The 19476-nt window shown below is 66.0% G+C and carries 21 protein-coding genes and 1 pseudogene; 11 read left to right on the top strand and 11 right to left on the bottom strand.

Going from position 1 to position 19476, the window contains the following annotated elements; translation table 11 throughout:
* Positions 1-59: 59 nt before the first annotated feature.
* Complete coding sequence (locus NWFMUON74_RS30720; RefSeq protein ID WP_187685214.1) at positions 60-914, bottom strand: alpha/beta fold hydrolase; 855 nt, start codon at positions 912-914, stop codon at positions 60-62.
* 161 nt (positions 915-1075) lie between these two features.
* Between NWFMUON74_RS30720 and NWFMUON74_RS30715 the strand changes: the two genes are divergently transcribed.
* Positions 1076-1912, top strand: coding sequence for an exodeoxyribonuclease III (locus NWFMUON74_RS30715; RefSeq protein ID WP_232110686.1), 837 nt, complete (start codon positions 1076-1078; stop codon positions 1910-1912).
* A gap of 688 nt (positions 1913-2600) precedes the next feature.
* On the opposite strand, the gene NWFMUON74_RS30710 is transcribed toward NWFMUON74_RS30715, so the two are convergent.
* The 3 genes from NWFMUON74_RS30710 to NWFMUON74_RS30700 are packed head-to-tail and all read right to left on the bottom strand — an operon-like array spanning position 2601 to position 4250.
* The gene (locus tag NWFMUON74_RS30710; RefSeq protein ID WP_187685212.1) at positions 2601-3437 is read right to left on the bottom strand and encodes a helix-turn-helix domain-containing protein; all 837 of its coding nucleotides are present in this window, start codon (positions 3435-3437) and stop codon (positions 2601-2603) included.
* Entirely contained in the window at positions 3434-3916 is a 483-nt protein-coding gene (locus NWFMUON74_RS30705) for a DUF6879 family protein (protein ID WP_342213631.1), read from the bottom strand. The genes NWFMUON74_RS30710 and NWFMUON74_RS30705 overlap by 4 nt, the downstream gene beginning before the upstream one ends.
* On the bottom strand, positions 3897-4250 hold the full coding sequence (locus tag NWFMUON74_RS30700; RefSeq protein WP_187685210.1) for a hypothetical protein: 354 nt from the start codon (positions 4248-4250) through the stop codon (positions 3897-3899). The genes NWFMUON74_RS30705 and NWFMUON74_RS30700 overlap by 20 nt, the downstream gene beginning before the upstream one ends.
* A 643-nt stretch (positions 4251-4893) precedes the next feature.
* Between NWFMUON74_RS30700 and NWFMUON74_RS36420 the strand changes: the two are divergent.
* The 3 genes and pseudogenes from NWFMUON74_RS36420 to NWFMUON74_RS30690 all read left to right on the top strand — a co-directional run.
* Positions 4894-5022: pseudogene (locus NWFMUON74_RS36420) on the top strand (exodeoxyribonuclease III); the annotation flags it as partial.
* On the top strand, positions 5019-5498 hold the full coding sequence (locus NWFMUON74_RS30695; RefSeq protein ID WP_187685209.1) for a guanyl-specific ribonuclease: 480 nt from the start codon (positions 5019-5021) through the stop codon (positions 5496-5498). The pseudogene NWFMUON74_RS36420 and the gene NWFMUON74_RS30695, both read left to right, overlap by 4 nt.
* On the top strand, positions 5498-5956 hold the full coding sequence (locus NWFMUON74_RS30690; protein ID WP_187685208.1) for a barstar family protein: 459 nt from the start codon (positions 5498-5500) through the stop codon (positions 5954-5956). Before NWFMUON74_RS30695 ends, NWFMUON74_RS30690 begins: the two co-directional genes overlap by 1 nt.
* A gap of 20 nt (positions 5957-5976) precedes the next feature.
* Here NWFMUON74_RS30690 and NWFMUON74_RS30685 read toward each other — a convergent pair whose 3' ends face one another.
* Entirely contained in the window at positions 5977-6612 is a 636-nt protein-coding gene (locus NWFMUON74_RS30685) for a TetR/AcrR family transcriptional regulator (RefSeq protein ID WP_232110684.1), read from the bottom strand.
* 147 nt (positions 6613-6759) lie between these two features.
* Here NWFMUON74_RS30685 and NWFMUON74_RS30680 point away from each other — a divergent pair, with 147 nt between their 5' ends.
* Positions 6760-7692 carry an oxygenase MpaB family protein gene (locus NWFMUON74_RS30680; protein ID WP_187685206.1) on the top strand — a complete coding sequence of 311 codons (933 nt, stop codon included), beginning with the start codon at positions 6760-6762 and terminating at the stop codon, positions 7690-7692.
* A 53-nt stretch (positions 7693-7745) separates the two neighbouring features.
* Here NWFMUON74_RS30680 and NWFMUON74_RS30675 read toward each other — a convergent pair whose 3' ends face one another.
* Positions 7746-9869 (bottom strand): phosphocholine-specific phospholipase C, encoded by a 2124-nt coding sequence (locus NWFMUON74_RS30675; RefSeq protein ID WP_187685205.1) that lies wholly within the window; start codon positions 9867-9869, stop codon positions 7746-7748.
* A gap of 117 nt (positions 9870-9986) precedes the next feature.
* Between NWFMUON74_RS30675 and trpS the strand changes: the two genes are divergently transcribed.
* A complete protein-coding gene (gene trpS, locus NWFMUON74_RS30670; RefSeq protein ID WP_187685204.1) occupies positions 9987-11012 on the top strand; it encodes a tryptophan--tRNA ligase in 1026 nt (341 codons plus the stop codon).
* Between the two features lie 35 nt (positions 11013-11047).
* Positions 11048-12058, top strand: a complete 1011-nt coding sequence (gene yhjD / locus NWFMUON74_RS30665) for an inner membrane protein YhjD (protein WP_187685203.1) — start codon at positions 11048-11050, stop codon at positions 12056-12058.
* Between the two features lie 3 nt (positions 12059-12061).
* On the opposite strand, the gene NWFMUON74_RS30660 is transcribed toward yhjD, so the two are convergent.
* Genes NWFMUON74_RS30660 through NWFMUON74_RS30645 form a run of 4 tightly spaced genes read right to left on the bottom strand, consistent with a single transcriptional unit; the run spans position 12062 to position 15148 of the window.
* Positions 12062-12787, bottom strand: a complete 726-nt coding sequence (locus tag NWFMUON74_RS30660) for an ESX secretion-associated protein EspG (protein WP_187685202.1) — start codon at positions 12785-12787, stop codon at positions 12062-12064.
* Complete coding sequence (locus NWFMUON74_RS30655; RefSeq protein WP_187685201.1) at positions 12784-14145, bottom strand: hypothetical protein; 1362 nt, start codon at positions 14143-14145, stop codon at positions 12784-12786. The genes NWFMUON74_RS30660 and NWFMUON74_RS30655 overlap by 4 nt, the downstream gene beginning before the upstream one ends.
* 2 nt (positions 14146-14147) lie before the next feature.
* On the bottom strand, positions 14148-14783 hold the full coding sequence (locus tag NWFMUON74_RS30650; protein WP_187685200.1) for a DUF3558 domain-containing protein: 636 nt from the start codon (positions 14781-14783) through the stop codon (positions 14148-14150).
* On the bottom strand, positions 14780-15148 hold the full coding sequence (locus NWFMUON74_RS30645) for a hypothetical protein (RefSeq protein ID WP_187685199.1): 369 nt from the start codon (positions 15146-15148) through the stop codon (positions 14780-14782). Before NWFMUON74_RS30645 ends, NWFMUON74_RS30650 begins: the two co-directional genes overlap by 4 nt.
* Positions 15149-15367: 219 nt before the next feature.
* Here NWFMUON74_RS30645 and NWFMUON74_RS30640 point away from each other — a divergent pair, with 219 nt between their 5' ends.
* Both NWFMUON74_RS30640 and NWFMUON74_RS30635 read left to right on the top strand, forming a co-directional pair.
* Complete coding sequence (locus NWFMUON74_RS30640) at positions 15368-16246, top strand: helix-turn-helix domain-containing protein (protein WP_187685198.1); 879 nt, start codon at positions 15368-15370, stop codon at positions 16244-16246.
* Positions 16243-16446 (top strand): DUF397 domain-containing protein, encoded by a 204-nt coding sequence (locus tag NWFMUON74_RS30635; RefSeq protein ID WP_187685197.1) that lies wholly within the window; start codon positions 16243-16245, stop codon positions 16444-16446. The genes NWFMUON74_RS30640 and NWFMUON74_RS30635 overlap by 4 nt, the downstream gene beginning before the upstream one ends.
* 52 nt (positions 16447-16498) lie before the next feature.
* On the opposite strand, the gene NWFMUON74_RS30630 is transcribed toward NWFMUON74_RS30635, so the two are convergent.
* Complete coding sequence (locus tag NWFMUON74_RS30630; RefSeq protein WP_187685196.1) at positions 16499-17563, bottom strand: ADP-ribosylglycohydrolase family protein; 1065 nt, start codon at positions 17561-17563, stop codon at positions 16499-16501.
* Between the two features lie 130 nt (positions 17564-17693).
* On the opposite strand from NWFMUON74_RS30630, the gene NWFMUON74_RS30625 reads away from it, so the two are divergent.
* A complete protein-coding gene (locus NWFMUON74_RS30625) occupies positions 17694-18113 on the top strand; it encodes a YciI family protein (protein WP_187685195.1) in 420 nt (139 codons plus the stop codon).
* 19 nt (positions 18114-18132) lie between these two features.
* A complete protein-coding gene (locus tag NWFMUON74_RS30620) occupies positions 18133-19413 on the top strand; it encodes an RNA polymerase sigma factor (RefSeq protein WP_187685194.1) in 1281 nt (426 codons plus the stop codon).
* The last annotated feature ends 63 nt before the right edge of the window (positions 19414-19476 follow it).

The raw sequence follows: 19476 nt of genomic DNA, 5'->3' as shown, positions 1-19476 counted from the left end.
CCGGTGAGTGCGGCCGGCGGATCGGTGCCGAGGGGTGGTGACCGATCCGCCGGCCTTTCTCACACCGCGCGCAGATGCGTGCGGCTGGCATAGATGTGCTCGGCGATGAGGGTCGCGATGCGGTCGGGCGCCTCCAGCATCGGCACATGGCCGACGCCGTGCACGAGAATGCGATCCGCCGAATCGGGCAGCTCCCGCAGGAAGCGTTGTGCGAACGCGCGATTCGGGATCACCCGGTCGTGCTCGCTGAGCAGCAGGCGCACCGGGGTGCGCAGCGTGGACATGTCCTCCAGCGCGGGCATGCGCAGCCCACCGGCCAGCAGCGGCAGCATGGCCGTGCAGTGCAGCGCCGAGGCGATCGCCGCCTCCACCCCGCGCCGCGCCGCCGCACCGGTGTTCTTGGCGAGCAGGTACGCGGCGAAATGCCGGACCGGAGCGCTGAATTGGACCGGTGTCGGCAAGCGTTTGCCGATCTGCACCACCGGTACCAGCGACAAGAACTTCAGACCCACCCGGATTTGCAGCAGCGACGGCGATTGCCACCCACCCGCCGGTGCGATGGCGGTGAGCGTCCGAGCCCGCCCGCGCCGCGCCAGTTCGAAGCCGACCCACGCGCCGAGCGAATTACCCGCGATATGGCAAGTGCGCCAGCCCAATTCGTCGAGCTGGGCCTCGACCCGATCGGCGAGTACCTCCACATCGATGTACCAGCCGTTCAGGTCGGGCCCGCCCCAATGGCCGGTGAAGGCGGGCGCGAATACCTCGCAGGTACTGGATAATCGGAACGCCACCTGCTCCCAGCAGTGCGGGGACAGCATGAACCCGTGCAACAACAACAGCGGATCCCCGGATCCGGTGTGCAGTGCCCGCATCGGTACGAGCGGGGGCGCGGATCGGGCGGTGCCGGACGTCATCGTTCGTCACCCCTTCCTGGACCTCGATGTCCACAGGGAGTTGATGACAGCATTGTACGGACGAAATGTGGTCTACATCACCGCTACGGTATGATGTAAACAAGACTCGTTTCAATTTGCTGGGTGAGTGCGGCGCACGGGCTTCGGGCTATCGTGTCGCTGTGGGTTCTCACGATCTGTTCCAGCAGACCTCGTCGGACGACTATGCCTCGTACTGCACGATCTCCACGATCAACGTGAACGGGATCCGGGCGGCGACCGGCAAGACGGGGAAGGGCATGCTCGAGTGGCTGGCCGCCACCGAGGCCGACATCATCTGCGTGCAGGAGACGCGGGCAACCGACGAGCAGACGCGCAAGGCGCTGGCCCCGGCGCTGGCCGCCGGTTGGCATCTGGCACACGCCGAACCGGGCACGAAGGGCCGGGCGGGGGTGGGCATCCTGTCCCGGCAGGAGCCACGCGCGGTGCGCGCCGGGTTCGGCAGCGCGGAGTTCGACGGCGTCGGCCGGTATGTCGAGGCCGAGTTCGACGGGCTCACCGTCGCGAGCGTGTACGTGCACACCGGGGAGGCCGACACGCCGATGCAGGACGAGAAGTACCGGTTCCTCGCGGCGCTGGGCGCGCATCTGCGGTCGCGGACCGGCGATTTCGTGATCTGCGGCGACTGGAACGTCGCGCACACCGAACTCGACATCAAGAACTGGAAGGGCAATGTGAAGAACTCCGGCTTCCTGCCCGGCGAGCGAGCGTGGCTCGATGAGATACTGGCCGCCGGTTACGTCGACGTGGTACGCACCCTCCACCCCGACGTACCGGGGCCCTACAGCTGGTGGTCCTACCGCGGCCGCGCCTTCGACAACGACGCCGGCTGGCGCATCGACTACCACCTGGCCCGCGGTGCGGTGGCCGGGCGGGCGAAAAATGCGGTGGTGGAGCGGGCGTCCGAGTACGCGCTGCGCTGGTCGGATCACGCCCCCGTGACGGTGCAGTATCGATGAACCTCTCCGACAAGGCGCGTGGGTCGGTAGTCATCCCGGCCCGACCAACACGATCCGCGCTGCCGACGCGGCATTCGTACAAACAGGCGGATTGATGTAAAGTCTTGCCAGTTCGACGGATTGAGCCGTCACCTTGCCAGCATTAGTACACAGCTGGTCATAGGTGAGGCCGTCGTGCCTTCCTTTGGCCGAGGAAGGATTTGAACCGGTATGGACGCGGGAACAACTGCCGCAATCGCGGCCGTCTGTGGATCGGCTGTTTGTATCTTTGCCCTCTGGGACGCACCACCCGAGACTCGTGCGGAGATTATCAACGCGCTTGCGAACCTGTTCAGACCACTACGCCGGAGAGTGTCGGACCAGGACGAAGATAACCCCCGGTCTTCCCCGAGGAAACCGCCAACGCTGTAGCCGCAGGGTCGGGTCGATGTCGCATTCGCCAAGTTCTGTTGATAGGTTCCGGCAGGGCTGACCGCCGGGGGCCAATGCCTGAGGGCTTAACGACATGGGACCGATGGAGGTCCCGGTCGGCGGTTCGTCTTCCCACAAACCGGTTGCCCCTCCGCGCTAGTAACGTCTCAGAATCGCCGCTCCGGCGGTTTACTGGCGTTCCGGTTAGTCGCCTGCGGTAGATTCCGTGCATGTAACTATCCGCACGCTGCGACTCTGGCATTAGCGGGACGTTCGGTTATGAATTCCGGGCGTCGATCGCTTTCCTTATCAATTTGCGCGCATTTTCACCGATGACTGATTGTTCGGCGAGTTTTTCGAACGCTCGGCCATACAGGGCGATCTCTCTCGGCTGAGTTACTGTCAGTTTTGCGGTTGAACCTTCTTCGGTCACTAACCGGTTGTCGTACATGACGAAATTGTTGAACAACACTCGAGCCTCGGCAGTAAGCGGGACGATTCCGAAGGTCACTCGTGGGAGACTCCCAGCGGAAAGCAAACGATCAAGCTGACCAATCATCACGTTGTTGTCTCCGACAGTGGTGTACAAAGCTTGCTCGCCGATGATGAAATGGAATCGGTGGTCTCGCCGATACAAGACTTGTTGCCGCTCCATTCGAGCGGCTACCGCTTGCTCTACGTCATCAGGAAGTTGATAGAACTCAGACACCCACCGAATCATTGCTTCGGCATACTCGGGTGTTTGGAGTAGGCCCGTGACGATATGCGGTTGATAGTTTCGTATGATCTTGGATTGCGCTTCGAGCTTAGACGTCTTCTTCTGGCCCGATTTCACGCCGGAGCTGAGATGTCTACGCCATTCGACATACGCCGAGTCGATATTGTGCAGGGTCGCCAACAAGTCTTCGAGTTGATCGTCAGCCCCGGCATGGTTACAGTACGCCCTGATATCGTGGTCGGACGGGCGCAGCTTCCCGTACTCGATTTTTGAGATACGCGATTCGTGGTAGCCTTCGAGTCGGGCAAGCTCTCGGGCAGATAATCCCGCACGCCTGCGTATCTCTCGGAGGCGCTTACCGAGAGCTTGCCTCGCCTCTTGAACAGAACTCGTCACCGCACGAATTCCCCGTAGGGTGTCGCTACTGACCAGAGTCGTTGTGCCTCGCTCAGGCACAATCCGACTATTTGCGGGTCGGTTGTGACACCGGACCTACCGACCGCGCGGCCATCCGAATCGGAGAGTGTGAACGCGACGGTTTCCCGGTCGATAATCCAATAATCGTCGGCCGGTACTGAACTCGCTTCGGCCCGGTTCAGGTACCGGATGTCTTCACCAGTTTCAACGTTCAGCGGAGTTATCTCCGTCAGTGACCAACGTTGATAATCTACAACTGGCACCGTAACCACACGTACCCGACGCACTGAAGCGCCCTCGGACACGAGGCATTGGACTAGTTCCGCCCAGCCCCGGAACCATTCCCGGTAGTCGAACGGTTCGCCATTCATGAACCGCTGGAACGGTTCATCTTCGTTCGGCACCCCATAGGTGTCTCGGACCTCTACGCGAAACAGTTCATTTCGACACTGCCGCAAGAGGTCGCGTGTCGGCCGGAATTCCAAAGTAAGCCCTCTCTAGCTTGGGTACGAGAACCGCTGTCTCGTAGTCTTCCATTTTCAGTTCTGAGACAGTCTCACGGGCGGTGACGGGTACGCCGGTCACGGTGAACGTTCCCCGGCCGGTGTCGGTCAACGGTGCCCCGATGTAGGTCCGGGAGTCCACGAACCCGAGCAGCAGGTGAGGTATCTCGACCGTTTCGGGTGTGTCGGTGCGCCAGCCGACGAGGAGGTAGCGGCCGTCGTCGGTGGCATACACCGCCGGGCAGTCGTCCTGGCCTGACCCACCTTTGCCCAGGAAATGCAATCTCATGGTTGAGCCTCTCCATCTGGGTGTGTGCCACTTTGTGCAGCACCACCGACCATGCTCCTTGACATGGACATCATCTGCATGAATATCGCCAAATGTTGGCAAGTTTTGGCACATTTGTAGACCATGGTCTGGCTCGGTTCATACGGTTCTGACTAGCCAGGCATCGGGCAGAAACCCGACATCCACGGTGCCGGGTGTCATTCCACGGACATGAGGCGACGGAGACGACATGGACGCAGAGCCAAGGCGCACAAGGCTTTACACGTTTCCCGGTGGAGTCTTCGAGGTGCAGGAGTACCCCGGAGATGAACCAGGCGTAGGCGTGTACCTGGAGTATCGGCAGTCTTGGAGCAACGCAAGCGCGTTCGGCCGTGGCGTGGCTGAAGGGCTTGGCCTGGTGGACGACGAGACGGAGCCCGCGTGATGGGCCTGTGGCTAGCGTTCGGTGTGCCGTTGGTGGTGTTCTTTGTGGTCGTGTTCTGGCCGCATCAAGGGTGAGGGAATTCGTGGTGCCGGTGACGTAGATTCGTCTGTCATGACGGATAGCCGCGCGACCAGCAAGGCGTGTAGCGGAGGAGTGGTGTCCACCATGGAACCTCCGTGGTCAGAGCCGATTCTTGTTTGTAGAACCGAGTCGATCCGATGGAGCATCGCATACCACCTGCCCCGCGGCGCTGTGGTCGGGCGGACGAAGCACGCGGCGGTGGAGCGGGCGTCGGAGTACGCGCTGCGCTGGTCGGACCACGCCCCGGTGACGGTGCAGTACCGATGAACTTCTCCGACAAGCGAATTCGCACTCTGCTGGTGCTGGCCGTTCTGGCGGTGGCGGTGGTGGTCGCGGGCGTGCTCGGCCTGCGCGGTGGCACCGACTCCGGGAGCGGCTCGGGGCAGTCCGTCGCCGCGAGTGCGACGGCGAAGCCGACCGCGAAGGCGGACAGCAGCACTTCCGCACCCACCAGGGTGGCGGGCGTCCCCGAGCGCGCGTATCGGACGCTGGTGGAGATAGACGCCGGACGCTGGCCCGATTCGGCGGGCGCACCGGGCACCAAGGGCGGTGACCAGTGGATGAATCGCGAGGGAACACTGGCGAGAACGGATTCCTCCGGCAAGGCGATCGCCTACAAGGAATGGGACGTGAATCCCAAGAAGCGCGGCCAGACTCGCGACGCCGAACGCATCGTCACCGGCAGCGACGGCTCGGCCTACTACACCGGCGACCACTACGAGACCTTCACGAGGATGCGGTGATGACCAGGCCGATGACGTTGTCGCAGTTCCTGTCCGGCACCGGTCCGGTGGTGGGTGAGCTCGCCGCCGACGACGGGAAGTTCAGCGGTGTGCGCTACCAGGCGCCCGAGAACTTTCGCGTCCGTGAGCTGCGCGGCGCCAAGATGCGCACCCTCGCGGGCGTCTACGACGAATTCGCCGCGGCCTTCCAGTTCCCGTACTACTTCGGCGCGAACAAGGACGCCTTCGACGAATGTCTGCGCGACCTGGACGATTTCGTCGGTCCGGCGCGAGGCTACCTGGTGGTGGTCCGCGACGCCGATCAGCTGCTGGCCGATCAGCCGGGCCAATTGGACTGGTTCGCCGGGGCCATGGGCGACGCGGCCGCCTACTGGTCCACTCGTGATACCGCGTATCGCGTTGTCCTGCAAGGCCGTCCCGAGCTGGCCGCGGTGCCGCTCACGCTCGCGGACGACTGACGCGCGGCCGCCGCGGCCCGTCAGCGGAGGCGTTTCGCCAGATCCTCGCCGAGCAGAACGAAGATGTCGGTCGTGTGGTCGATCAGCTCGTCGCGAGTCATGGGCAGATCGTCCTGCAACCAGCTCGTCAGGGCCTGGGCCAGACCGCCGACGAGGTAGGTGGCGCGGAAGGCGATCACCGGATCCGGTTCGGTGGTCGTGAGCCCGTAGAAGTCGATTCCGCTGGCGGCCACGAGGTTCGCGAACGAGCGAATGGATTCCAATGTGCGGGAGCGCAATTCGGGAGTCGCGGTGCCGACGATCGAGACCACCCGGGCCTTGCGCGGATCGTCGGTGAGCACGTGGATGCCCGCCGCGATCGCGGCCCGCGCGGTGCCGCGGGTGTCGGCGGGTGCCCCCTGCAACGCCGCCACGATGGCGACCGCCAGCTCCTCGGCGACGCCGTCGAACAGGGCGATGAGCACGGCGTCGCGGCCGTCGAACTGCTCGTAGTAGTAGCGCTCGTTCAGCCCGGCGCGCGCGCACAGCCCGGCGACGGTCAGCTTCTCCAGGCCCTGGGTGCCGATGATCTCCAGCGCGGCGTCGAGCAGTGCGGACCTGCGTTGCGCGCGGCGCTGCGCCGCGGAGACTCCGCCGTACGTCCGTTGCGCTGCCACGCACCCGATTGTGGCACGGCGCGCGCCCGCCCCGGACGCACACATGGCGGGTCGGCCGCGTGGGCCGCGTAATTCTGGGGGCTCCTCTTGCCAGATTGGTAAATCTGGTGGATTCTATTGCCAGATGTCCTGTGCGAGGAGGCGACGATGCCCGAGACCGGCTATTTCTCCGACGATTCGATGATTCGCCGCGTCATGCGCAAGCGAGCCGTGGGCCTCACCTACGGCCAGCGGGCGCTGGTGGTCGGGGCCATTCATCCGCTGCTGTACGTCGGGACCGCCGAGAACACCGAGCATCGGACCACGCCCTACACGCGGCTCGCGCTCACCGGAAAACTGTTCGAGGCGGTGTTCCTGGGCAGCCGGGCGGAGGCGGACCGGGCGCTGGCCTTCACGCACAAGAAGCACGCGCGGGTATCGGGTGCGCTGCCCGAGGACGCCGGTCCGCACCATCCGGCGGGCAGCGGCTACTCCGCGACGGACCCGCACCTGATGTTCATGACCATGGCATTCACCTTCGACTCGGCCGAGGTCATGCACGATGTGCTGATCCGCAGGCTCACCGCCGCCGAGCGGGAGGACCTCTACCAGGACTATGTGCGCTGGGGGGAACTGTTCGGCATGCCGCGCACGGCGGCCCCGGCCGACTACCCCGCGTTCCGCCGCTTCTTCGACGACTATCTGGCCTCCGACGAAGTCTTTCTCACCGACGAGGCGCGGCTGGTCGGCTCGTACCTGGCGGGCAAGCGGGTGCCGTACCCGCTGCGCGCGCCACTGCACCAGGTCACCTCCGGGGTGTATCTGCTGATCCAGGGCAGCCTGCCGCCGCGGATCCGGAAGATGTACGGAATCGGGTGGGGCGCCAAGGAGGAGTTGGCCTTTCGCGCGCTGGCCCAGGGCGTCCGCACGGCGCATCGCAGGCCGCCGCTGGCGCCGCGCCCGTTCCGTAACACGCTCGCGGGGCCCAGCGCCCCGGTGTATCGGCTGCTCAGCCGCCGGGAGCACGAGCTGGTGAGTTCCGGGCGGCCCAGTATGCCGGGGGTCGATCCGTTGAATCACGAGCAACGCGGGGTTTCGTAGTCGAGTCGATCGCGCGCGGTGCGATCCGCTGACCGTGTCCGCGCCCGGACCTTTCAGTCCGCACTCACTCCGGGCTTGCCGTTCTCGATGCGCCCCGTGACGCGCCGCCGGAAGGCCGGATCTTCGTCGGCCGTGACTTCCACGTCGTACCAACCATTTTCGGTATTCCACTCCAGCGAGTGAGATGCCCCGGCCGGAAGTTCGACGCGCTCCCGGAGCCCGGCGTACCGCAGCGCCGCGACCGTCACCGTGACCTGCCGATGCCCCCGATTGGCGAGCGAGATCGTGAGTCCGCCACCCGAGGGCACCGTCCCGACCTCGACTGCCGCCGCACGACCCGCTGTGCCGCCGCGCATTTCGTACCAGAACCGATTCGGTCCCTGTACCGACACCTCGTAAGAGTCGGCGACGGTGAACGTCTCGGTCCGCTCGCCGCGCACATCGCAGTGCCGCGGGCTGTCCGCCGCGCCACCGAAGGGGTAGAGAACGAAATGCGCCGACGCCGCACCGCTGTTCGCGAGCCGCAGGGTCAGCGTCGTCCCCGACAGCGATCCGGAGACCGCCGGTTGATACGGCAGCGGCCGAGCGGGCCGCGCACCGGGTTCCTGAGCGGGCAGCGCCTGCGTGTCCGGCGGCGCCGGCTTCCACCGCGCAACGGGGTCCGGAACAGCTTTGGGCTCAGCGAGTTTCGGGGGTTTGCCCGCAGCGCCGAAATCGAACACCGACCGCAGGTCCCCGCACACGGTGCGCCGCCAGCCGCTGATGTTCGGCTCCCGCACGCCCGTCCACTGTTCCAGGAACCGCAGCACCGACGTGTGGTCGAAAACCTCCGAGCTGACGAAACCGCCGATCGTCCACGGCGACACCACCGTCATCGGCACCCGGGGCCCCAGCCCGATCGGCTTGCCGTCGTACCAGTCGTCGCCGCCCGGTGGAGGCACGGGTGGCGGCACGTGGTCGAAGTAGCCGTCGTTCTCGTCGAAATTGATGAAAATCGCTGTGCGGGACCAGGTGTCGAGATCGGCGGCGACGATGTCGAGCAGCCGGTAGATCAGGTTCGCGCTGCCCAGCGGGGTCGACGAGGACGGGTGCTCGCTGTACTTCGCGGGCGGTACCAGCCAGCTGACCTTCGGCAGCGTCCGCTCCTCGATGTCGGCGGCCAGCCGCCGCAACAGGCTGCCGGGTTCGCCGCGATACATCGCCCGGTCGAACAGGCGCCGCTCCGTCGGGCTCAGCCGGGCCCGCGCCGCGTCCAGTTGCCCGAGCAGCCGCCGCTGGTCCGGCGGTGGCTTCTGCTGCAGCGCTTCGTAGAACTTCTCCGTCGTCGGATAGTTGCCTTCGACCTGGGTCAGCAGCTCGGTCCCGATGCGCTTGAAGGTGGCGAAATACTCGACGGGATTGTCGGTGAAGTTGTCCCACTCCTGGTAGATCTGCCACGAGACCCCGGCGGCTTCCAGCCGTTCCGGATAGGTGGTCCACTCGTAGCCGGGATGGGTGGCCGCGTAGGCGGCATTGTCCACGGCGCGCTCGTCGGTGCCGGGTTCGTATCCGGTGGTGCCGGTGAAGAAATAGTTGCGGTTCGGATTGGTGCCGCCGAACAGGGAGCAGTGGTAGGCGTCGCAGAGGGTGAAGGTGTCGGCCAGCTCGTACTGCAGCGGCAGGTCCCGGCGCTCGTAGTAGGCCATGGTCGCCGGGGTCTTCGCCGGAATCCAGCCGTCCCACCAGCCGCGCGCCCACGCCGCGGTGCTGCCGTCCCATTCGTGGTCGAGGCTGTCCAGGTACTGGATGTCGGTGTCGGGACGGCCCGCCCGCGCCGCCGCCTGCCGCAGCGAGAACGGCAGCACCGAGCCGCCCGCCGAGTCGGGCAGTCCCGGCCGCGGCGATCCGCGCGCGTCCGACACCAGCGAGACTCCCGACACCGGCTGCCGGAAGACCGAGGCGCCGTTGCGCAGGCGCAGCGGCGACGAATCGGAGAACCCGCGCACGCCCCGCAACGTCCCGTAGTAGTGGTCGAACGAGCGGTTCTCCTGCATCAGCAGGATCACGTGCTCGATGGCCCGCAGCCCGCCCGGCCGCATCGGGGCGGCCATCGCCCGGTGCACGGCGGGCGGCAGCAGGGACACGGTGGCCCCACCGGCCGCCAGCCCGAGCAGATGCCGCCGGGAAAGGTTGGCCATGAGCCCAGTAAACCAACGACACGCAGGCGGCGGGTTACCGCGACACGGTTGCCGGGTGAATTTCCAGCGAGCAAGGTGCCGATCCGCCGCCGATCGCGGGCATGCGAAGATCGGTGCATGTCGAGTCCCGCAGCACCCGGTGAGCGCAAACAGCGTGTCCTGTCCGGCATCCAGCCGACCAGCGATTCCTTCCACCTCGGCAACTACCTTGGCGCACTGCAATATTGGGTGACGCTGCAGGACGACTACGACGCCCTCTACTTCATCCCGGACATGCACGCGATCACCGTGTCGCAGGACCCCAAGCAACTGCGCAACCGCACCAAGCGAGCCGCTGCCCAACTGCTGGCGCTGGGCATCGACCCGAAGCGGTCCACGCTGTTCGTGCAGAGCCAGGTACCCGAGCACGCCGAGCTGACCTGGGTGCTGAACTGCATCACCGGCTTCGGCGAGGCCAGCCGGATGACGCAGTTCAAGGACAAGTCGGCGCGGCAGGGTGCGGAGAACGCCACCGTCGGCCTGTTCACCTATCCGGTCCTGATGGCCGCCGATATCCTGCTGTACCGGGCGCATCAGGTGCCCGTCGGCGAGGATCAGCGCCAGCACCTGGAGCTGACCCGCAACCTGGCCCAGCGGTTCAACACCCGGTTCAAGAAGACATTCGTCGTCCCCGAGGCGCACATCGTCTCCGGCACCGCGAAGATCTACGACCTGCAGGATCCGACATCGAAGATGAGCAAGTCGGCCGCCACCGACGCCGGGCTGCTCAACCTGCTCGACGATCCGAAGATCTCAGCGAAGAAGATTCGCTCCGCGGTCACCGACACCGAACGCGAGATCCGCTACGACCCGGAGACCAAGCCCGGTATCAGCAATCTGCTCGTTATTCTGTCGTCGCTGACCGGCAGCCCCATCGTGACGTTGGAGAATGATTACTCCGGCAAGGGGTATGGCGATCTCAAGGGCGATGTGGCCGACGCGCTGGTCGAATTCGTCACGCCGTTGCAGACGAAAGTGCAAGAGTATCTGGACGACCAGGGCGAACTCGACCGTATTCTCGGCGCCGGTGCCGAGCGCGCTCGGGAAATCGCCGGCAATACCCTGGCGCAGGTGTACGACCGGGTGGGGTTCCTGCCTCGCTGACGTCCGCCTCGCGGGGCCGGGTTTCGGGAGGTCTGGTGTTCGGCAAGGTCAAGGCGCGGATCGAACGGGAAGTACAGGCACGGCCGTGGCTGGACCACGCCATCCGCGCCGGCGGGCGGTACCAGCGTCAGCGCGGCGACTACTACGCCGCGGGCATCACGTACTTCACTGTGCTGTCACTGTTTCCGCTACTGATGGTCGGCTTCGCGGTGGCCGGGTTCGTGCTGGCGCGCAACCCGGACCTGCTGGCCGAGCTGCAGCAGAAGGTGGTCGAGAAGGTGCCGGGCTCCTTCGGCGGGCAGCTGACCGATCTGATCGATCAGGCGGTGCGATCGCGCACCGGCGTCGGTGTGGTCGGCCTGGTCGGTGCCCTCTACGCCGGGCTGGGCTGGATGGCGAACCTGCGCGCCGCGCTCACCGAACAGTGGGAACAGAAGACGACCGAAGGCAATTGGTTCGGCAGCAAGGTATCCGACCTGCTCGCGCTGCTCGGACTGGGCGTGGCGATGGTGGTCTCGCTGGGGTTGTCGGCACTGGCGGGCAGCGGACTCGGCCGCAGTGTGCTGAAGTCGGTCCGCCTCGACAACGCGCCCGGCGTGGGCGTCCTGCTCACCATCGTCTCGCTGGTGCTGGCCGTGCTCGCGTCCTGGGCGGTATTCGTCTGGATCATCGCCCGCCTCCCCCGCGAACCGGTCACCCTCGTCAGCGCGGTCAAGGCGGCCCTGCTCGCCGCCCTGGCCTTCGAAATCTGGAAACAACTCGCCAGCATCTACCTCAAATCCGTTCTCAACAGCCCCGCCGGGGTGACCTTCGGCCCCATCATCGGCCTCATGGTCTTCGCCTACATCACCGCCCGCATAATCCTCTTCGCCACCGCCTGGGCCGCCACCGCCCGCGAGAACGAACCCGAAGCCGAAATTGCCCCGCCCCCACCGGCGATCATCGAGCCGAGGGTGAACGTGGGGATGACAGGACGGGCGGGGGCGGCGTTGTTCGGGGTGGGGGCTGTGGCGGGGATGTTGGTGGGGTGGTGGCGGAGGAGGTAGGGATCACCCGGCCCGGTCCGCTGCACCCTGCTGGGACATGCGGGTGAGTTCGTGCAGGACGGCTTGTTGGGAGCAGGGTTCGACGTGGAAGTCGTTGTGCTGCTCGCGGTAGATGTAGCGGCCGTCGCCCTCGACGTCTACCCAGCTCAGGTATTGGGGAGGGAAGGGGCGTGGGTCTTGCAGGCCGCAGCGGACTTCGATGTGGCCGGAGCCCGCGCGTGGCGAGCGCAGCAGGCGGCGGATACGGTCGGTGACGGTTTCCTGTGTGCCCGTCCAGGATTCGAGGTCGGTGCGGATGCGGTCGAAACTCTCCACCATGGCCGGGTGTCTGCCGGGCGGGACATTGCCGAGCACGGCCGCGAAGACCTTGGGCACGATCGCGGGCGAGCCGACTTCGATCATCACGTTGCCGCCCACGTCGTCGGTGGGGCCGGGGCGTTGGACGAGGGTGACGCCGACGGTGGTGTCGATCGCGCCGTATGCCCGCACCGGGCGCTTGCGCTTACCCGTGATCAGCAGGGACACAGCGGGCTTGGACGCTACGCGCAGGACTGCCGACAGGTCGGGGTCGTGCCCGTGCGGCAGGCGCTGCCGAAACTCTTCCTTGAGCTTCGCGTACTCGCTCTGCCATTGCACCGACGATCGCAGCTTCAGCGGGAACGGATACCGGTCCTTGCCGGTCTCCGCCCAGACGTGCATGAATTCGTCGGGAGTGAACTCCCATTTCACCCGCGACGGCCTCCGTGATCGTCCGGACGCGTCTGTGCCGCAGGGATGTCCGCGCCGATGGCCTGCGGAACGGTCCGCTCCCGCCGGCCCAGCAACTCTTCCTCACGGTCCATGACGAGGTAGTCCGGTGTCTTGTGTTCCTTCTCGTCGTCCTCGCCCTTGCGCCCCGGCGCGCCCGCACCCATGCCCGGCATGCCACCGATGCCGGGAGTCCCGGGCCGCCCCGCGCCCTGCGCGGCCGCGGCCGCCGGGTTCACGGCTCCCGGCACACCGGTGCCACTGCGCCCGGGGCCACCCGCGGTGCTGCCCGGTCGCCCGATGCCACCGCTCCCGAACCCGCCCGACCCGGACCCGCCGCCGCGGCCGCCGGTGCCACCCCCGAAGCCCGCGGCAGTAGTCTGGCTGCCGCTCGGCGAGCCCGTCCCCGTACCCTGCTGGTTTTGGTTCGTACCCTGATTCCCTTGGCTACCTGCGGAATTCGACGAGTCACTCGCCGCCGTGGTGCTGGTGGGATCCGTCTGCGCCTGCGGCTCACCGGTGCCGGACCGGCCGTCGTCGGCCCCGGTCCTGCCGTCGGTTCCGGATGTGCTCGGGCCGCCGGTGCCGGGAGTCCAGCCGTTGTCGACGGGGCCGTTTCCGTCGTCACCGGGGGAGTCGACAGGGACGAAAGTGGGAACGTTCTCGCCCGCCGGACGGTAGATCGGATCGTAATTCTGCTGCATCGCCGTAATGGCGAGACGATATTGATCGTCTTCCGACACACCCACTCCGATCGTGGCGCCCGGCGTCGCGCCGCCGGTGAGAGCAGGGTAGAGCGCCGCCACGCTGGACTGGACCGCAGTGGTCGACTCCGGAGTGGTTGTAACAGGTGGAGGGACAAGGCGTTTGAGCGCTTCGGCTCCGTAAGCAACCGAGTTGAGCCGGACGCTCACGGCCTTGATGACCTCTTGCACGTCGGTTGCTTGGTCGATGAACTTGCGAGCCGCCAGCTGCCCGGCATCGCCGGCCTTTCCGGCAAGACCTTCCGACAGGGCTTTCTGAATGGACAGGTGCAAACCGAACAGTCCACCGCTGACACCCGCCGAGATGTCGCTCCAGACGCCGGCTTTCTCATGCATGCTCACCGGGTCCATCGCCTGCACCTGTTTGTAGATCTCCGCGTGTGGGACTTTCTCCCAGTGCTCGATATCCGCGATGTAAGCGGGGTCGGTGCCGGAGTGGGAGATGTTCTGTTCAACCAGGCCCGCCCCGTGTTGAGTCTGCCTGGCGTAGTGAGTGCTGCGCACAACCGCGGGATCTTGGTTGAGCATGTGACCCGCGTACTCGTACAGGTCGAATGGTGCGTCGCCCTGGCCCATGATCAGTTGTCCTTGCCGATGGAAGGCTCGATCGCGGTCGCGATCTCCAGTAGGCCGTCGCACGGACGTAGGCCTTGGACCGCTCCATCGACAGTCAAGGTCGTAAGGAGATCAACGAAACCAACTTTTGTGCGCATATGAATCTCGCAGCCTCGCCGAATACCGGGATCATGGACCCACATGGCCTCTCTCCCGTTGACCGATATCGGCTCACTCCGAGAGCTGTTCTTCTGCAGGTCCTCGTCCCAAGTCACATTTCCGGACATGACTGTCAGCAGTCGCGGCTGTGAACTGAATCTGCACGCCAGGAAGGTCTGCACGCCAGTCTGGTCACTACCGCGCGTGCGGCTGTTCGGATCGAAGCCCGCTTTGACAATAGAGTCGTCCGGTATCCATGTGCACGGGTCGAAGACCACAGCGGTTCGGCCGGGTGCGGGATGCTGTTCCGGAGGCTGCAATGCCTGTGCTGTCAGCGTGGGTTGCGGCGCCTGTCGGGTTGCTTCGGCACTCGGCGACAGGCTCGAGGATGACAGTGTGTCGGATTCATTCGATGCGCCTTGGCCGGATGTACATCCCGCGGCCAGCATGGCAACGGCTGCGATCGCCACGCAATAGGCGCCCAGGTTGGCGTGTTTCATCCGTCGAGTCCTGTGTTTGCTGCTGCGATTGCTCGGCTGTTCATCAGTTCTGCTTCCTCCAGAAGGTCTCCCGCACGCAGATACGCTGCCGCCATACGCAGGGCAGCCTCCTGCAGTCCGGTCAACGCATCGATCAGCGCGCTACCCTTTCGCTCGAATCCGCTTTGCAGCTCGATTGCCGACTGGAACCCTCCAAATCCGCCCAGGACCTGGAGCGCATTCGCCTCGTCGATGTGAGTGGTGATCGAGTCCGCGAACCGCTGGAAGATCTCCGCGCACTTCCGGGCCGCTCCCTCCTCCATCTTGAACGTGCCCGCGGCCGCCTGCTGGTACAGCCCTATCGCTGTCGACTGCCCCACGTCCATCGACAGGCCCTCCCTTCGTGCTCGACGGCTTACCTTACTGGACGCACTGGCGGGGGAGTTGGTTCCGTCCGTTGCGGATTTCGGGTGTGAGTGGGGGTGATAGTGCAATGCTTGCTGGGGTTATGCGGGGATTGAATGAGATTCCGGGATGACGGGGGTGTGGGGGTTCGCGGGGTGATGGGGTGGCGGGGTCCATGTGGAACCTGGAGGGAGGCGGGCATGTCGGAGAACGGGTCTACGTTGCCGCGGCGGCAACTGGGGCGGTACCTGCGGAACGGTCGGGAGGAGTGCGGGCTGACGCTGCAGCAGGTGGGAACGTTGATACGGCGCAGCGCTAGCACGGTGCAGCGGATCGAGAAGGGGATGGTGGCGAACCTGCGGGAGGAGGACTTGGACGCGCTGTGCAGAATCTACGAGTTCGACGCCGACCAGACCGCTGCGATGAAGATCCTTGCGGCCCAGGGGAATGTGCTCAGTTGGTGGCAGGAGTTCGGTGATCTGCTCCCCGCGAACTTCGACTTCTACGTAGGACTGGAGGCTGCCGCCCGTGGGATGACGACGTATCAATCGGAGTTGGTACCGGGGTTGCTCCAGATCCCGGCCTACGCCAGCGCGCTCATGCACGCGGTCTATCCCGACGACAGTTCGGAGGAGCACGAGCGTCGGGTCCGATTGCGGATGCGTCGACAGATCCGAATCACGCGTAAGGCACAGCCGATCTGTCTCGACGTCGTTCTCCGGGAGTCTGCTCTTCGGGGCATGGTCGGTGGCCCGCGTGTGATGGCAGCTCAGCTCAAGCACCTGGCCGATGTAGGGACCCGACCGAATGTGAACCTCCGAGTGCTCCCGTTCAGCGCGGGCTTTCCGTTGGGAGTCGCGGTCGGCCCGTTCGTCCTGCTCGAGTTCGGCAGCGATGCCACAGGCGAGCCGCTCGAGCCGCCCGTCGTCTACGTGGAGAACTTCGCGGGTGACTTGTATTTGGAGAAGCACCATGTTGTACGGCGGTACCATCAGGCGTACGAGAGCATCCGTAGCCAGGCACTGGATGCGGTTGCCAGTCGAAACCTGCTTCGGCAGTTAGCGAAGGAGTATGCGTGAGCGCCGTTCCGGCTGGTGTCGAGTGGTTCAAGAGTAGCTACAGTGGTGGCGACAAAGAGTGTGTCGAGGTTGCCTTCCTCCCGAACGGCCTTGTGGGCGTTCGGGATTCGAAGGTCCGCTCCGGTCCCGCCTTGATGTTCAGCGGTGCTGAATGGTCGGCTTTCACGGCGGCGGCGCAGCGCGGGGACTACAACCGCTGAGGCACTCGCGGACTCGGTCAGCCATCGGCTGAGCACAGCGCCGGTGACGTGCTCAGTCCTGCGGATACCTTGCGGCGGGGCCGGAACGGTCGCCGTAGTGGAAAGTGGTGACCAGGTCGTCGGCTACCTGGACCAGCACATCCCGGCCCTCGACCGCGCCGACCCAATCCATCGGCAGGGCGGACAATCCGTGGATGGCGCCGAGAAGGTTGCCTGTGGTGGCGCCGGTGGAGTCGGAGTCGCCGGAGTGGTTCACCGAGAGCAGCAGGGCGGTGCGTATGTCTCCGGTTCGTGCGGCGATCAAGGCGCAGTACACCGCGATTGCGAGGCATTCTTCCGCGATCCAGCCTGCGCCGATCTGCTCGACCTGTTCGGGGGTCGGTGGACGCTCCGATTGCTGTAGAGCGCGGGTCAGGGCCGCGGTCGTTTCGGCGGCGGGGTAGGCGGATAGCTGGGTGATGGTGTCCTGCAAGGCGATAGGGAGGGCGGTGCCGTTGAGTACGCGGTCGATGAGGGCGGAGAACGCTCCTGCGGCGAAGTATCCGGTGGGATGGCCGTGGGTGAGTTGGGCTGCGCGCGCGGCGGTCATGAAGGCTCGGTCCGGGCCCGCGCCGACCAATCCGAATGGCGCGGCACGCATTACGGTGCCGCAGCCCTTGGACTCCGGATTGACGGGGCCGGGTGTGCCGAGCGGGCCGGGGGCGAGGTAGGCGAAAGCTTGGCGGCGCAGCCCGGTCATGCAGGCGTTTCCCGGGGCTCGGACCGCGTGCAGGAACGGCAGGCTCACCAGCCAGCCGTCGACGGAGAGTTCGGACTCCGGCTGTTGGGTGTGCAACCACCGCAGGTAGGCCCGGTGCAGCGCGGGGATCGGGTCGTCGCCGGGTGCCGCGCGCAGTAGTCCTTCGGCGGTGAACAGCGTCATCTGAGTGTCGTCGGTGATCTGCTGCGGCTCGTCCGAACCGGACTGGGGGAGGAAACCCGTGACGCCGGAGTCGCCGTGCGCCTGCCGGATCTGCGGCAGCGTCAGGAACTCGATGGGCCAGCCGAGCGCGTCTCCCACCGCGCCACCCAGGAGACAGCCTCGAACCCGATCGACGACGATGTTGTAATCCACCACGGGGCATCAACCTACGGCCCGCCGCCACCGGCCTCAAAAAAATTTTGGGCCCGTGTCGATCCGCCGTCTTCCTCGTTCGACCTATGCGTGAGAGGGTCCGACGGGGGCCCACGAGCCGAGGAGAAAAATCATGAAGTACATGCTGATCATGCGCGCTACCGACGAGGGCATGGCGAAGATGGCCGACGTCGACTTCAGCGAGATGCTCGAGACGGTGGGGCGGTTCAACGACGAGCTCATCCGGGCGGGAGTGCTGCTGGCCGCGGAGGGCCTCGAGGACGCCTCGGAGGGCGTGGTCGTGGACTACTCGTCGGAGACCCCGGTGGTCACCGACGGTCCGTACGGCGAGACGAAGGAGCTGTTCGGCGGCTACTACATCCTGAACGTGTCGTCGAAGGAGGAGGCCATCGAGTGGGCGAAGCGGATGCCGATGGCCGGCCCGGGGTTCAAGACCGAGATTCGCCGGGTGCCCACGATCGACGAGTTCCCGCAGGACAATCAGTGGATCCAGAAGGAGCGGGCGTGGCGCGAGGCGACCGGTCAGCTCTGATCGACCGGTAGTTCGAGACATGGTCGACCCCGCGAGCCGCGCGACCGTCGCGGCGGTGTGGCGCATCGAATCCGCCCGGATCGTCGGTGCGCTCGCGCGCTACACCGGCGACTTCGCCTTGGCCGAGGACCTGGCTCAGGAGGCGCTCGCCGAGGCGCTCGTGACCTGGTCGCGTGACGGTGTGCCGCGCAACCCCGCGGGCTGGCTGCTCACCGTCGGCCGACGTCGCGCGATCGACGGCTTCCGCCGCCGTGCGGCCCTCGACGACCGGCATGCCGCCCTCGCCCGCGATCTGGGCGAGGGCGGCATCGCCGCGGGCAGTCCACCGGCCCGCCCGGACGAGGAGGACGTGTTGTGGGATCCGGACCAGATCGATGACGACGTCCTGGCCTTGATGTTCACCGCCTGCCATCCGGTGTTGTCACGGGAAGCGCGGATCGCGCTCACCCTGCGCGTCGTCGGCGGCTTGACCAGTGACGAGATCGCCAAGGCGTTCCTGGTCCCGACCGCGACGGTGCAGGCCCGCATCACCCGGGCGAAGAAGACGCTCGCCGCGGCCCGGGTGCCGTTCCGGGTGCCGCCGCCCGAGGAGCGGGCCGCGCGGCTCGGGTCGGTGCTGAGCGTGCTCTACGTGATCTTCACGGAGGGTTCGTCGGCCAGTTCCGGCGCCGATGTGATCCGGCTCGATCTGGCGGGGGAGGCCCAGCGCCTCACCCGCGTCCTGGCTCGCCTGGTCCCGCAGGAGCCGGAGGTGCACGGCCTGCTGGCGCTGCTCGAACTCACCGCGGCACGCTTCCCGGCCCGCACGGGTCCCGACGGCGAACCGATTCTGCTGGAACAGCAGGACCGCCGCCGCTGGGATCGGGCCGCTATCCGGCGCGGACGAGCCGCCCTGGCGCGGGCGGAGCAGGTCGGCCGGGGATTGGGCACCTACGGTTTGCAGGCGGCGATCGCCGAATGTCACGCCGTGGCGGCCTCGGTCGAAGCCACCGACTGGCAGCGCATCGTGCTGCTCTACGAAGCGCTAGGCCGCCTGGCGCCTTCCCCGGTGGTCGATCTCAACCGCGCGGTAGCGGTGGCCATGGCGCAGGGGCCTGGTGACGCCCTGCCGATCGTCGACGGTCTGATCGAATCCGGCGCCCTGCCGAATTCTCACCTATTGGCAAGTGTCCGTGGGGAATTGCTGACCCGACTGGGCCGCGACGCCGAAGCCCGCGCCGAACTGGAGCGAGCTGCCGAACTCTGTGGCAACGATCGCGAACGAAAGGTCTACGAGCGCAAGATAGCTCAATTGAGCTGAAAGACAAAGAGATTCGATAAGAGGTGATATCGAGACCCCGGGAACGGGAGGAGTTGGTTCCCG

Source organism: Nocardia wallacei (assembly GCF_014466955.1).
In the GTDB taxonomy this organism is placed as follows: Bacteria; Actinomycetota; Actinomycetes; order Mycobacteriales; family Mycobacteriaceae; genus Nocardia; species Nocardia wallacei.
The sequence above is the reverse complement of the archived record's forward strand: the minus strand, read 5'-3'. Positions and strand labels throughout refer to the sequence as shown.

Bases quoted from the DNA above. Each gene is read 5' to 3' on its own strand.
- NWFMUON74_RS30625 (WP_187685195.1), top strand. From the start codon at position 17,694: ATGAAGTACATGCTGATCATGCGCGCTACCGACGAGGGCATGGCGAAG.
- NWFMUON74_RS30620 (WP_187685194.1), top strand. From the start codon at position 18,133: ATGGTCGACCCCGCGAGCCGCGCGACCGTCGCGGCGGTGTGGCGCATC.
- NWFMUON74_RS30700 (WP_187685210.1), bottom strand. From the start codon at position 4,250: ATGAGATTGCATTTCCTGGGCAAAGGTGGGTCAGGCCAGGACGACTGC.
- NWFMUON74_RS30690 (WP_187685208.1), top strand. From the start codon at position 5,498: ATGACCAGGCCGATGACGTTGTCGCAGTTCCTGTCCGGCACCGGTCCG.
- NWFMUON74_RS30675 (WP_187685205.1), bottom strand. From the start codon at position 9,869: ATGGCCAACCTTTCCCGGCGGCATCTGCTCGGGCTGGCGGCCGGTGGG.
- NWFMUON74_RS30655 (WP_187685201.1), bottom strand. From the start codon at position 14,145: ATGGGCCAGGGCGACGCACCATTCGACCTGTACGAGTACGCGGGTCAC.
- NWFMUON74_RS30680 (WP_187685206.1), top strand. From the start codon at position 6,760: ATGCCCGAGACCGGCTATTTCTCCGACGATTCGATGATTCGCCGCGTC.
- NWFMUON74_RS30695 (WP_187685209.1), top strand. From the start codon at position 5,019: ATGAACTTCTCCGACAAGCGAATTCGCACTCTGCTGGTGCTGGCCGTT.
- NWFMUON74_RS30645 (WP_187685199.1), bottom strand. From the start codon at position 15,148: ATGGACGTGGGGCAGTCGACAGCGATAGGGCTGTACCAGCAGGCGGCC.
- NWFMUON74_RS30720 (WP_187685214.1), bottom strand. From the start codon at position 914: ATGACGTCCGGCACCGCCCGATCCGCGCCCCCGCTCGTACCGATGCGG.
- trpS (WP_187685204.1), top strand. From the start codon at position 9,987: ATGTCGAGTCCCGCAGCACCCGGTGAGCGCAAACAGCGTGTCCTGTCC.
- NWFMUON74_RS30640 (WP_187685198.1), top strand. From the start codon at position 15,368: ATGTCGGAGAACGGGTCTACGTTGCCGCGGCGGCAACTGGGGCGGTAC.
- NWFMUON74_RS30650 (WP_187685200.1), bottom strand. From the start codon at position 14,783: ATGAAACACGCCAACCTGGGCGCCTATTGCGTGGCGATCGCAGCCGTT.